Annotated in this window: 10 protein-coding genes; 4 read left to right on the top strand and 6 right to left on the bottom strand. The window is 32.8% G+C overall.

Annotation, left to right across the window (positions count from 1 at the left end):
- From nagB to IW20_RS20585, 4 genes are all read right to left on the bottom strand, one after another.
- A partial coding sequence (gene nagB, locus IW20_RS20600) for a glucosamine-6-phosphate deaminase (protein ID WP_035626949.1) occupies positions 1-1007 on the bottom strand: 1007 nt, incomplete at its 3' end.
- Between the two features lie 42 nt (positions 1008-1049).
- Positions 1050-2432, bottom strand: a complete 1383-nt coding sequence (gluP, locus tag IW20_RS20595) for a glucose/galactose MFS transporter (protein ID WP_051886058.1) — start codon at positions 2430-2432, stop codon at positions 1050-1052.
- A 183-nt stretch (positions 2433-2615) separates the two neighbouring features.
- Complete coding sequence (locus IW20_RS20590) at positions 2616-3491, bottom strand: sugar phosphate nucleotidyltransferase (RefSeq protein WP_035626945.1); 876 nt, start codon at positions 3489-3491, stop codon at positions 2616-2618.
- A gap of 27 nt (positions 3492-3518) precedes the next feature.
- Complete coding sequence (locus tag IW20_RS20585; protein WP_035626942.1) at positions 3519-4595, bottom strand: GHMP family kinase ATP-binding protein; 1077 nt, start codon at positions 4593-4595, stop codon at positions 3519-3521.
- A 409-nt stretch (positions 4596-5004) separates the two neighbouring features.
- Here IW20_RS20585 and IW20_RS20580 point away from each other — a divergent pair, with 409 nt between their 5' ends.
- Entirely contained in the window at positions 5005-6045 is a 1041-nt protein-coding gene (locus tag IW20_RS20580) for a LacI family DNA-binding transcriptional regulator (RefSeq protein WP_035626940.1), read from the top strand.
- A 1-nt stretch (position 6046) separates the two neighbouring features.
- Here the strand turns inward: IW20_RS20580 and IW20_RS20575 are convergent, their stop codons facing one another.
- Positions 6047-6697: a sugar-binding protein gene (locus IW20_RS20575; protein WP_035626938.1), complete on the bottom strand. Its 651-nt coding sequence runs from the start codon at positions 6695-6697 to the stop codon at positions 6047-6049.
- Positions 6698-6870: 173 nt separating this feature from the next.
- Here IW20_RS20575 and IW20_RS20570 point away from each other — a divergent pair, with 173 nt between their 5' ends.
- On the top strand, positions 6871-8094 hold the full coding sequence (locus IW20_RS20570; RefSeq protein WP_035626936.1) for an FN3 domain-containing metallophosphoesterase family protein: 1224 nt from the start codon (positions 6871-6873) through the stop codon (positions 8092-8094).
- 63 nt (positions 8095-8157) lie between these two features.
- Here the strand turns inward: IW20_RS20570 and IW20_RS20565 are convergent, their stop codons facing one another.
- A complete protein-coding gene (locus tag IW20_RS20565) occupies positions 8158-8769 on the bottom strand; it encodes a hypothetical protein (RefSeq protein ID WP_035626934.1) in 612 nt (203 codons plus the stop codon).
- A 920-nt stretch (positions 8770-9689) separates the two neighbouring features.
- Here IW20_RS20565 and IW20_RS20560 point away from each other — a divergent pair.
- Together IW20_RS20560 and IW20_RS20555 are read left to right on the top strand one after the other, a co-directional pair.
- Positions 9690-12782 (top strand): SusC/RagA family TonB-linked outer membrane protein, encoded by a 3093-nt coding sequence (locus IW20_RS20560; protein WP_035626932.1) that lies wholly within the window; start codon positions 9690-9692, stop codon positions 12780-12782.
- A 12-nt stretch (positions 12783-12794) separates the two neighbouring features.
- The gene (locus IW20_RS20555) at positions 12795-14492 is read left to right on the top strand and encodes a RagB/SusD family nutrient uptake outer membrane protein (RefSeq protein WP_035626930.1); all 1698 of its coding nucleotides are present in this window, start codon (positions 12795-12797) and stop codon (positions 14490-14492) included.
- Positions 14493-14520 lie beyond the last annotated feature (28 nt).

The raw sequence follows: 14520 nt of genomic DNA, 5'->3' as shown, positions 1-14520 counted from the left end.
GTATTTTGCAGTTTATTAAATATCTTAATATTGATATCGTATGCTGGTCCTGAATCGGCCAATAAATCACTCATTCCGTTTTCGATATAATCGGCATCGGTAAGCATTAAGATTGGTTTCTTTAAATCTAGCGCTAATCCTAAAACGGCTTTACGAGTTAATTTATCTGTCCAAACAATTTTCTCTACTAACCATGGTCTGTTGATTCTTGTTAGTTTTGATGATGCTTCTTTGTCTAAAACAAAAACAACATTGTTGTGCTCTTGCAAAAATGACGCAGGAATTCTATTGGTAACTTCTCCTTCTACAGATTTTCTTACTACGTCTGCTTTTCCTTCTCCCCAAGCTAATAGAATAACTTGTTTAGCTTCCATTATCTTTTTCACTCCAAGTGTAATGGCTGTTCTTGGCGTATTGTTTAATCCAAAAAAGTCTTTACTTGCAGCAACTCTGGTAATGTGGTCTAAGGCTACTAGTCTTGTTTTGGAGTTTTGTAACGAACCTGATTCGTTGAATCCGATGTGTCCATTTGCTCCAATTCCAAGAACTTGCAAATCAATTCCGCCTAAAGCTTCTATTTTAGCTTCGTAATCTGCACAATAATCTGCTATTTGTTCTTTTGTTAAAAGTCCGTCTGGAATATGATAATTTTCAGGTAAAATATCTACTTGATCCATCAATAATTCTTTCATGAATCTTACGTAGCTATTTACTGAATCTGGCTCCATAGGATAATACTCGTCCAGGTTAAAAGTGATTACGTTTTTAAAACTTAATCCTTCTTCTTTGTGTAAACGTACTAACTCGGCATATAATCCCTTTGGAGATGATCCCGTGGCTAATCCTAATACACATGATTCGTTTTTCTCTTGTTTTGACTTGATAAGTGCAGCGATTTGCTGCGCAACTGCTTTGGATGCTTCGGTCGAATTCTCAAAAACTACCGTGTCAATATTTTCGAATCGTTTTTCGAAACCTGTCGCCTTATCTATAGAACTTTTTAACATTATTCGCTTCTTTTTTTATTTACTTTATTTATTTATTTCGTTTTATTTGCGAGTCCAACTTCTGTATTTATGTCCTTTAAATGCAAAAAATATGATCATTAAGTAGCATGGCACTAGCATTAAATAAGCTATCTGATTTCCGCTTTTGGCAGTTTTAGCAACTCCATTTGCTATATTGGATGCATTGATGCTTTCTGCCCAAGCTCCATAAATTAAAGGGAAAATTGCTCCTCCAATAATACCCATGATTAAAATTGCACTTCCTATTTTGGTATATCCTTTTAAATCTGCAAGTGCCATTGGCCATATTGCTGGCCAACAAAGTGCATTTGCAAGTCCCATTAATGCTACTAAAAGCACTACTACAGGTATAGCTGGAATTCCTGAAAACTGAACCGTTATTGCTGGTGAAATAACAACTATTAAAATTACTAAAATTAATCCTAAAATTCCAGATGCTTTTAATGCAGTAACTTGCGAAAGATATTTAGGTATTAATGTGATTCCTAAAATGTATCCTACTACCATTGCCGACATTGTAAATGAAGTTAGTTTTAGATAAAAATTACCGTCTTTACCATATACTCCAAGTTCTTTTCCAAATCCTCCGATGGAATCTCCTGCCAAAACTTCGGCAGCCAGATATAACATTAAGGTTATTACTCCTAAAACTAATTGTGGGTGCTTAAAAGCATTACTTATTTGCTTAAAAATACTTAAGTGTAATACATCACCTTCTTCATCCAAATCAATTTCTGGTAATGGAGATAGCTTAACTAAAAGTGCTAAAACCAAAATAACCAATCCCATATAAAGATATGGCGTTTGCAATTGTAATGTGAGCAAATTTAGGGCTTCTGTTTTAGAAACCTCGTCTAAAAGTGCAATTTTATCTGCTGTGTATTCTTGCATATTTGATAACACCAAAGCTGTCAGGGCTAATGGAGCTATAAATCCTGCAAATTTATTTGCAATTCCTAAAACACTAATTCTTGCTGCAGCGCTTTCTCTCGGTCCAATAACTACTACATAAGGATTTGCAGCGGTTTGCAAAATTGCCAAACCTGTTCCCATGGTAAATAATGCTAACAAAAAGAACACAAAAGTTCTTGTTGCAGCTGCTGGATAAAACATAAAGGCTCCTATTGCAATTACAATTAAGCCAAGTGAAATTCCGTTTTTATATCCCACTTTCTCGATAACCCAAGAAGATGGAACTGCCATGACAAAATAAGCGATATAAAAAGCAAATGTTACAAAGTAAGCTTGAGATGCTGTTAACTCACAGGCTAATTCGAAAAAAGGGATTAATGGCCCATTTAGCCAGGTAACAAATCCTAGAATAAAAAATAATGCGGTTAAAATAACCATCGGAATAATTGTACTCCTCTGGTCTATACTTATTGCGCTTTCAATCTTTGACATAATTTTATTTTGGTTGATGGTTAATAGATTAGTAGTTTTTTTTCAATCTAAAATAGCATCAACACTTTCATAATTTTTGCAAATTCATCATAAGTTTATGCGGATTTTTTGCAATACCACGACAAAAGTAGTTTAATAAGTTCTTCTTATTCCTAAATTAGATATGAAATTTTTGTTAATTTTTTAAGACTCCCAATTTAATTCGGGGTAGTATTTTTTAAGATATTCTTTTACTTCTGCAATATCTTCTTTGGCAGTTAAATCTGGAACGTGCTCAGAAAAAGGGATTCCTAAAGCAGTATTTGGGTTGTCTTTTATTGTATTTAAAAGCACTGTTGGCAATTCTTTTTCGTCTCTTTCTGGATTAACCGGACAGTTTTTTAAATAAGGATACAACATTGCTCCATCAAATTTAAAAGCATTCATGCTTACTCTTAATTTTCCTTCGGAGTCTTTGTAATTCTGCAAATCGTCTGCAGTTGGTTTTTCTAGAATATCCAATAAGTAGTTGTTTTCATCTAGCTTAGCAATTGCAAAACGCGAAATTCTTTCGGATGGAAAATCTAATGCATCACGGTCGTAGCCAATAAAAGCATTTGGGCTGCTAGTTTCTCTTAGCGCAAGCAAGGCTGCTGTAGAATATAAATTATCGCTATTGCAAGCAGAATAACTTTGGGTATTCATCTCTGGATATTGCTCTACTGCCTGAAATAATGCATCGGCTGTACCAAATGGTTTTACTCTGCCTTCTGGAATATATTGCACCGCAAATGATATATTTAACCCATGAAAATCATTGTTTTTATCTTGGTTACCGTAGAATTCTTTAAACAATTCTCCTTGTTCTCCTATAATGATAATGATGTTTTTATATCCTGCTTTTTTTGCATTTAGCAAAAGATAATCTAACAAAGGTCTTCCATTAGGACCAACTCCTATTAGGCCTTTGCTTCTTTCATTCGCCTGAGCGATTTCTTCTTCGGTTAAATTATTTAATACAACTTCTTTTTTCATTCGAGAAGATGCACCGCCTGCTAAAATAATTAAATTGTCATGCATGATTTGTTCTTTAAAATTTTAAAATTATTATATTATTCTTGCTCCCGGATCTACGGTTACGGCATAAGCCTCTTTTGCGCCAGCGGCTAATATTGCTGCTACAACTGCTGCTTCTTTGTTTGGATCTGCAATTACAACAATACTTCCTCCTCCTCCTGAACCAACAATCTTGGCTCCATAAGCTCCTGCGCGCAATGCCGCATTAATCATATCTTCTATTCTAGGTACTGATATTTTCAATAAATCTCTTAAAACTGCATGGTGCATATTCATTAACTCGCCTATTTTTACTAAGTCAAGCGTTGGTTTAGCAAATTCTTTTAGAGCTTCTTTTGTATAATGATAATTTTTAATTGCCGCTTCAAAAAAAGGAATCAATCTGTCTGGTAAATAATTACGATACTTATCGATATCTTCTAATTCGGTTTTATGTAAATCAAAATCTTTAAAATTCTGTTTTACAATATCAATAGCCAATAATGCATTGCCTTTTGTTTCTCCTAATACTCCTATTGTCTCTTTTGGAACTCCCGATACTCCTGTAATTAATCCTTTTAATTCTGTACCAATTATATTGTACGAGAACGGAACGCTTGTATTAATATGAACAATATTCCCTACTCCTATACTAAAATGATCCATCATTCCGCCTGGTTCTCCATGTTCTAAAACTTCTGAAGCATATCCCATTTGCGCAATAAACTCTGGTGTCACTTCGCAATCAACTCCAAAAGCAGTTACCAAGAAGTTAATCCAAGCCATTAATAATGCCGATGAACTTGATGTTCCCGAATTAATCGGAATATCTCCTTTTACAGTAATATCATACCCTACAGTAGGAATACAACCTTGTCTTCTTAAAACTCGTAACGAAGAAGCAAAGTAGTCACGTGGCTCTAATTCTGCAAAAGTTGCATTGATATCGATGATCCTAACTTCATCAATATCCTCCATGTTTAGTCTAAAAACCGAAGTCACATTTTGTACTGCTGTTAATTGTATATTCCTATTTATTGCACAAGCTATAACAGGCAATCCTAAATAATCTTGATGATCTCCAAAAAGGCACGTTCTTCCCGGTGCCAACGATATAATTTTCTTCACTTTTAAAATATATTAAAATACTGCAATACTGATTATTGCATTATTATTAGTTCGTAAAATAGGCTTTTATTTTAGTTTTAACTTTACGAAACTAGATATTAAATTTTAATTAACCTAGGAAAAACAAAAAAATGTGCTCGAACACACTAAAATAATGTTATCGAGCACACTTATATAATAGCTTGAAAACATTGGCATAAATCTTCTTGAAATTTATTAAGATTTTTATGGGAATTGAAATAAGAATACCTAATTTTATATTTTTGTTTTACATTCGATTTTTTAATACATTAACCATTTACATTGTTTACTATTAAACCAAATACTTCATTACAAATAAAAAAGCCATTTACTTTATAAATATTTCCTAAAAAAAATAAATACAAAGTTTTTATATATTTGCCCCCTTATGAATAAAAAATATACGATTAAAGATATTGCTAAATTAGCAGGTGTTTCGAAAGGTACTGTTGACAGGGTTTTACACAAAAGAGGAAAAGTTTCCCCGCTGGCTCTAGAAAAAGTAAACGAAGTTTTAAATGTAATTGATTACGAACCCAATCTTATTGCTCGAAATTTAAAGAACAATAAGATTTATCATATCTGTATTTTATTACCCGATCCTCAGATTGACCCTTATTGGCTTCCTTGTATACAAGGAATAAAAGATGCTGTTCAGGAATTTAAAGCCTACAATATACGTGTAGAAACATTTTATTTTAATCCCGAAAAAACAAAATCGTTTACCAACACAAATGAAACGATTATAGAGAAATCGCCAGATGCCGTTTTGTTAGCGCCTTTATTTCATAAAGAAACATTAGATGCTATAAAAAAATACGATTCTTTAAACATCATTGTAAACACATTTAACAATCAGGTTGAATCTACTTTAATTAAGAATTTTGTTGGACAAGATTTATTTAGAAGTGGTCGTGTAGCAGCCAAATTATTAAATACAATTCTAGAAAAAGGTCATATTGCAATTATACATATTGACGAAACCTACAAAAATGCAATTCACATGCAGGAAAAAGAAAGAGGTTTCAGAAATTATTTTAGCGATAAGGAAGATCTTGATTATAAGATTACGACACTAAAACTAAAAAGTCCAAATGTAGAAGCCAATCTTAAAAACTTCATCAATGAAAACCCTGACTTATCTGGCGTTTTTATTACTACATCTAAGGCATATCAAATTGCCAAAACCATTAGTGAGATTAAGGATAAAAAAATCAGAATGATTGGTTATGACTTAATTGATGAAAATGTAAATAATCTAAATCTTGGTGTAATTGATTTCCTGATTCATCAGAATCAAAAAAGACAAGCCTATCTTGGGATAACATATCTTGTAGAACATTTCCTTTTTCACAAAGAAACTCCTGCGATTACGCTCTTGCCTATTGATATTATCAACTCTGAAAATGCCGATTTTTATCTGGAATAATTTACTCTTGCAAGGTTAAAATTCCAAATGATGATGCAATATGAAAATTGGGCGTTTCGGTAACAGGATTCACCCAAGTTATCCAAGTCGGTTCATAATCAGAACCATTCATTTTAGAATATTTGGCTCTAAAAATTCCCGTTTCGATTTGGTTATTCTTTATTAAATCAAACTTCTTTAAGGATGCAATACGTATTGCGCCTTCTACAACAAAATAATCCTCATTTACAGATGATTTAACTACTAAATCATCTTTTGACCAAGACCAATCAAAATTAAGATTCTTATCAGGATACGCTATAAAATCCATTATTCTGGCCTTACTATCTATCTCCATACAATAATAAGGATTAAGCGAACTATCTGGTCTAAAAAAAAGCTCTACTCTATCGGAATTATTGATACTATCAATACTATCGTCTTTATCTACTATATGAATTTCAGAATCATGTACTGTAAAACAGAAAAATAATTGTTCTGCATCCCACAGGGCTTTAAACTCAATTCGTGAAACTGGTTTAGAATCCCAAGGCGAACAAAAATCATCCAGGATAATGGCTGTTTTCCATAAATCAGAATCTCCTTTTCCGGATATAATTAATTGATTTTCGGCTATTCGTTTTACTTCGTAATTCTTAACTTCCTGATTCATATTATGCTTCAATTATCGTTTTGATACAATTATTACAACAATACAAATATAATGTGCTCGAACACATTTTACAATACTTTTCTTTGTTTAATAAAATATAATCTATAGTTTCGTTGCTATTAACCTCAAAATAACAACCTTTTTAACTATAAATAACCAAATTTTTATCTTTTATGAAAGAAGAAAAAAACTCCCGTCGCTCATTCCTAACTAAAACTATAGCTGGTATTTCGGGATCTGTTATAGCAACGGGTTTACCACTATCTGCTTTAGCATCAAACACAAATCCCGAAGTATTAGACTCTAAACATGATTTTTTAACGAAGCCCTATTTACAAGCTCCAACCAATGATGGCATCACTATAATGTGGCTTACTAACCAACTTTGCTTAAATTGGTTAGAATATGGCGAAACAGAAAACTTAGGAACCAAAGCCCAACAATGTGCTCATGGTATGATGAATACTAATTCTAAGATTAATACCGTAACACTCACAAATCTTAAACCTAATACCACCTATTACTATAAAGTTTTCTCTAAACAAATTCTAGATTTTCAACCTTATAAAATCACTTTTGGAGACATTATAAACAGCGAAACATATCATTTTAAAACACTCGACCCAAAAGCTAAAGATGTAAGCTGGCTGGTTTTAAATGATATACATGACCGTCCGGAATCTTTTGGTGAACTCATACAACTCAACCAAAACAAGCCTTACGATTTTGTTTTCCTTAACGGAGATATGTTTGACTATCAAACGGATGAAAACCAAATTATTAATCATTTACTTAACCCTTGTAGCGTATTTTCGACAAAGAAGCCTTTTATGTTTGTGAGAGGAAATCATGAAACTAGAGGTAAATACTCCAGAAATCTATTAGATTATTATTATAACTACGATAAAAAAGAGTATTACACTTTTAAGATTGGTCCCGTTTTTACAATTGTTTTAGATACTGGCGAAGACAAAAAAGACTCGCATCCTGTATATGGCGGAACTGTAAATTATGATTCTTATCGAGAAGAGCAAGCTGTTTGGCTAGAGAAACAAATGAAATCTAAAGCTTTTAAGAATGCTCCTTTTCGAGTAGTAATGATGCATATTCCGCATTATCACTCTGATGAAGAACATGGGACAACTGAATGTCGAAGACTATTTGGTTCTTTATTCGAAAAATATAAAATCGATTTGTTTGTAGCTGGACACACACACGAATATGGAATGTTTGAACCTAATAAGGATCACTCCTATCATTTTGTTATAGGCGGAGGACCAGAAACTGGGATCAGAACTTTAATACGAATTGAAGCCAACTCTAAAGTTTTAAATTTACAAATGCTTAATGATTCTGGTAAAGAAATAGGATTATTTACACTTAACGCTAAGAGGTAGTTTTTGAAATTATAAAACCTTCAAATCATATAATTATTTGAAGGTTTTATAACTCCTCTTATGCTACTTCCCGCATGAAAAACACTTTTGTGCATTCGCTGAATTTAAGGCACCACACTTACTACATTTAGAATGAGCAGAACTAGACGATCCATCTACTGCCTTAAGCTGACTGTGTCCTTCTGCCACTAAATCAATATAACCATCAGCCGCCAAAGCAACATCTCCTCCTATTGAAACCAAATTAAGTCTAATATTAGCTGATTGATCAGGACCTGAAAATAATACCCAAGTAGAAAACGTATTGATTCCTGGATATAAATTTACAGTTAGCGTTCTATATGATTTTCCCGAGGCTGCTGTAATTAATGGAACTCCTGGAATTCTGACCTCATATTTACTCGCAGGACTTCCTTGATAACCAAATTCCATTACTGCTACAGTTGCTTCAGAACAATAAATTTCTCCTGTTGCATAAGCAGCATCTGTTAAATTATATTGTTGTACATTTTGAAAAAGAGAATATTGTAGACTACCCGACTTACGTGTCGAAACATGATGTTGTGCATTATTGGACTCTTGAGCAGAAGATACTGTAGAGTCTAAAACATCATCGCCATTACAACTAAATACAAAAATCAATAATAAAAACAAACTAAATATTCTTTTCTTCATAATATACCATTTTAAAAGTTAAAAAATTACAAATTAAACACAAAGCTAAGCTATGCTTTTTTTTAATAAAACTAATTCTATTTGTAATTTTTATTTTACAAATAAAATATTATAAAGAACTTAAAACTGTTTTGTAAAGTGTTTTTAAATTATTGGTTTTATAACAATTTAATCCTAATCAAATTCTCTTTTTCTCTCCTAAAAATTCAAAATCATTAATCATGTTTCTTCTCATTTCTAATTTCATTTTTTAACAAAAATTAGCATTAGGAAAAACAATAAATTTTCTTGCAAATAGCCTCAATCATTTAAAGAAATTTTCTGTGTGCCTATGAAATCAAAATGACACACTAAATCTTTAATTTATAAGGTTGATATTGATACTATATTATCGCTTTTATTAACATACTATTTCAGACATATCTACCATTTAACAGTAACCTTATATAAGAATTTGACATTTTTTTTATCAATCCTCTTTCTTTATTTCATCTTCTTGTAATAATTCTCATCAAAACTCTAGTTTTTCGACAAAGAGGTATCAGTATATTTTTTAATAAGAAACTAGAATTTTATTACTAAAAAAACATTTTCAATAAAAAAAATGTGCTCGAGAACACAAATATTGTGTGTTCGAGCACATTTTTTGTGTTTTTCCTTGTTTAATAAAAATTAAATATATAGTTTCGTCATATCTTAAAAAATAAAGTACAATTTATGTTAAAAAAACGTGACTAAATAAACAAGAAAAAGTGTACATATTAAGATTGCGAAATTGAATTTTCAGCTAATTAATATTATAAAGAAGTATAGCATCACAATTTCATTTAAGGGAGTTTTTCTTAAATCGATTATAATAAAAATGAATACCAGTTAACACAACACTAAACAAATTATTAACCAAACCCATTTTTAAGAGTATGAATTTATTAATTAAACAAAAACCTAGAAGTTTTCGGTTGAACAACCCTTCTAGAAAGGAAATTAAATTAGCAATTCTTTCATTGTTCGCTTTGACTTTTCAAATTTCTACAGCTGCTTCATCTAAAGAAGTTAGCACAAATACAATTGATCTGTTATTAGTGCAAAAAATTGTTAAGGGTAAAGTAACCGATACTAATGGAGTGCCACTTCCAGGAGTAAATGTTCTTATTAAAGGAACTGCTATCGGTGTACAAACAGATTACAATGGTGAATTTGCCATTGAAGTAGCAGATAATCAAACGGTTTTGGTTATTTCTTATATGGGAATGCAAGAACAAGAAGTAACGATTGGAAAAGGGCCTATCGTTGTTGCCTTAAAAGAAGCAGGAGAAGTAATGAACGAAGTAGTTATCGTAGGTTACAGCAAAATTAAAAAAGAGAGCCTTACTGGAGCTTTACAAACCATAAATAATAAAAAACTTATTGATGTTACTACTCCATCTGTAGAGAATTTATTGGCTGGTAAAGCAACTGGAGTTTATGTAAGTTCTGGAAATGGACAACCTGGAGATGTTGGAAAAATCGTTATTCGTGGAAAAACTACTGTTAACGGAAGCACTGATCCTCTATGGGTTATCGATGGTGTTATTGTAGGAAGTAGCTCAGGAAACATGAATCCTGCCGATATCGAAACTTTAACTGTACTTAAAGATGCTGCTTCTACTGCTGTATATGGTTCTCAAGGTGCTAATGGTGTTATTGTTGTTACAACAAAAAGTGGTAAAAGCGGTAAAGCAACCATTAATGCCTCTATCAAAACTGCTGCAACAACAGTAAATAATGGTAATTTCAGCCTTATGAATGGTCAGGAATTATATGACTTATATGATTCTTTCCCTAACAAACAAGATTTCAGTAATACCTGGTGGTGGAATCCTGAATTAAGAAACAAAAATTATGATTGGTGGAAAAATGCAACACAAACAGGAATTGCAAGAGATTTTAACTTATCAATAAATGGTGGAGGCGAAACCTTTAAAAGCTATGTTTCTCTTGGTATATATGACGAAACTGGTGCTATAAAAGGATATGATTATACCCGCTATAACTTACTTCTTAAATTTAGTTACAAAGTAAATAATTGGTTAACTATACGTCCTCAAGCAAATATTACGCGTATAGAAACTGAAGATAAACAACATTCTGTAGGTGCAATGTATGGTAATATGCCTTGGGATAGTCCTTATCTTCCTGATGGAACTTTGGTAGGAAACCAGCCAAACCCTACTTGGGTAAATACAACGGGTTCTAACTATTTGTACGATTTACAATGGAATTATGGTGAATCTCAAAATTATAATGTAAGAACTAATTTAGACTTTGATGCTAAAATATTCCCAGGGTTAACATTTACTTCTACAAATAACTATATTTTTTCAAACAGTTCTTCAATGTACTACACTGATCCAAGATCATCTGATGGATTATCAGTCAAAGGAAGAGTTGAAAATAATGATGATAGTTACAATCGTTTTTTTACCAACCAATTATTAACATACAACAAATCATTTGGAGCACATGCTATAAATGCAATTGCAGCTTATGAATGGAATGAATATAACGAAAAAAAAGCTCTAGGAATTGCTACTGGTATAGCACCAGGATTTATAGTTCCAGATGTTGCGGCTATTCCTGAAAAAGTAGGTGGTAGCAGAAGACAATCGGCAGTTCAATCTTTATTTACAAACATCAATTATACGTATGATGACAGATATATGGCACAATTTTCAATTCGCCGTGATGGTGCGTCTAATTTTGGTGTAAATGCAAGATATGGTAATTTCTTTTCTATTAGTGGGGGTTGGAACATCCATAAAGAAAAATTCTTTAAAGCAGATTATATCAACAACTTAAAACTGAGAGCTAGTTATGGTTCTGTAGGAAACAGACCAACTAGTTTTTACCCTCACTTACCTTTATACTCTTTAGGAACTACTGATAAGTCTTACAGTTATAATGGAAACTCTGGAGCAATAATTTCCCAAATAGGAAACCCTGATTTAAGCTGGGAAAAAACCTTTACAACTGGTATTGGTTTAGATGTTAGCTTCTTAAACAGAATCAATATAACATTAGACTATTACGATAAAGATACCTCTGGTTTATTATACCAAGTTCCATTACCGGGAGTAATTGGAGTAACAAGTATTTGGAGAAATGTTGGAGCTGTGAGCAACAGAGGATTTGAAGCATCAATCAACGTAGATATCATTAAAAATGAAAACTGGAAATGGAATGTAGATGCTAATATTGGTTTAAACAAAAATAAAGTAACGAGTCTTTACGGAACTAAGCAACAAATTATTGTTGGTGACGGAAGTGGCATCTCAGGTTCAGCATCTAAACTACTAAAACCAGGAATGGATGTAGACACTTGGTACCTTACAGAATGGGCTGGTGTAAATCCTGATAACGGAAAGCCAGAATGGTATAAAACTGATGCAGCAACCGGAGAGCGTGTTAAAACATCAAGCTATGGCGAAGCATCCAAAAATCCTATTGCAGCTGGAGCTTACACACCATCTTATTATGGAGGATTTTCGACTTCTGTAAATTATAAAAATTTCGATTTAGGAGCAACATTTAGTTATTCAGTAGGCGGCAAAATTTATAATTATGCTCGTGCAGAATTTGATTCTGATGGAGCATATACCGATCGTAACCAAATGAATCTTAAAAGTGGATGGAGCCGTTGGGAAAAACCTGGTGATATTGCTACGCACCCACAAGCAATTTATAACAACTCGAGTAACTCAAATAAAGCTTCTACACGTTTCTTAGAAGATGGGTCATACTTAAAAATGAGAAGCCTTTCATTAGGTTATAATTTATCTATAGAACGTTTGAATATTTCTAATCTAAGAATATTTGTATCTGGTGAAAACTTATTTACAATTACCAATTTCTCAGGGGTAGATCCAGAGATACCACCTGCAGACGTAAGAGGCGAAAGATCCATAACAGGAGTTGCAACCTCTGTATACCCACAAACCCGCAGATTTGTATTAGGTTTAAATCTTACTCTTTAAAAAAACAAAATCATGAAAAAAATATTCATATTATTTATTACTCTTAGCTTTCTATCTTCGTGTGATTTAGAGCGAGAACCATACAATGCGTATACAAAAGATAAAATCCTACAAGACAAAGAAGCTGCTGTAGATGTACTCCTTAATGGATGTTATGCGCAACTTAGAGATTGGTCGGACCAAATGCACCGTGTTGGCGAATACTCAGGAGACAACATCATGATTAGAGGAACCTCTACAGATGCATTCTACTCATTTATTTCATATCAACATATCCCTGATAACGGAAGACTAGCTACTTTCTGGAATAATAGTTACAAAGTGATTTCACAATCAAGTGACTTAATGAAAATGATTTCTGAAGGAGAAAGCCCTATAATAGACCAAAAATTAGGAGAAGCTTATTACCTAAGAGGAATGCTTTATTTCTATTTGGTTAAAACTTTCGGTAGACCTTATGCACAATCACCAGAAACTAATTTGGGCGTGCCAATTGTTAACGGATTACCGGAGGATATTGCTAACATTAATCTACCAGATAGAGCTACTGTAAAAGCAACTTACGAGCAGGCAATTAGCGATCTTAAAAAAGGAGAAGCCTTAATGAATGAAAATAGAACAGCTGCTTACGCGACTAAAGAAGCTGCTCAGGCAATGCTTTCTAGAGTATATTTATATATGAGCGGTACTTATGAAACGCCAAATCAGGAATATGCTACTTTATCTATTGAATATGCTAATAAAGTAATTACTAGCGGACGTTATAATATGCTTAGCAGAGCTGATTTTATGAAATACAACACTTTTGCACCAGATGCAAGCGGACAAACAGAAACTATTTTTGCTGTTAAACGTGTCGCTTCAGAGTTCTCAGGTGACGATCATTATGGTGGTATTGGTGGTATGTATGCCAATATACAAGGACAAGGTTGGGGAGAAATGTATGCAAGTGCAAAATACTTAGATCTTTTACGTAAATCTGGCTTAAAGAAAGATGCAAGATGGGCTTTTATAGATCCTCAATATGCATTGGATGCTGCTAACAATAAAACAGAAGCTTTCCGTTTTATAACAGATGCTTTTAATGCTGCAGGAGTACAAACCGGTTATAACTATGTACAACAACCTCTTAAAACTAATTCTAGCGGATCATACTATATTACTATAGCAAATACAGATTACAATCTTACTGTAGTAAATGCTGCCGAAAATAGCTATTCGATAAATTATGCTGGTAAAACGTATGTAGGAGAAAAAGATTATATGATGTTGTTAAATCGTGTATATCCTATGTACTACGTTACTAAATGTTCTTTGCAAGACAATAGCTCTCACTTACACTCGCCTATCATTTCAAGATTAGCCGAAATGTATTTGAATATGGCAGAAGCTTATGCTAAAAAATCAGATTATCAAAATGCACTTAAAAATTTAAATATCGTTAGAGAAAGATCAATCGTTGGTGGCGGATACACTTCTTTAACTAGTGCAAATGCAGTGCAACTTATTGATGAAGAACGTCAGCTAGAACTAGCTTTTGAAGCGCAACGTGGATATGATGTTTATAGAAACGGACAAACAATGACGCGTCATTACCCTGGTCCTCACACCCCAATGGTAGATTATCCAGCAACAAGTCCAAGAGTAGTACAATATATTCCTCAATCGGAAATAAATGCTTACCCTGGTACTTTAACTCAAAATCCTTAATAAAGATTTTGAAAACTAATTTTAAGTT

Origin of the sequence: Flavobacterium hydatis (genome assembly GCF_000737695.1) — a bacterium.
GTDB classification, from domain to species: Bacteria; Bacteroidota; Bacteroidia; order Flavobacteriales; family Flavobacteriaceae; genus Flavobacterium; species Flavobacterium hydatis.
This window is presented reverse-complemented; position numbering and strand designations above follow the sequence as displayed.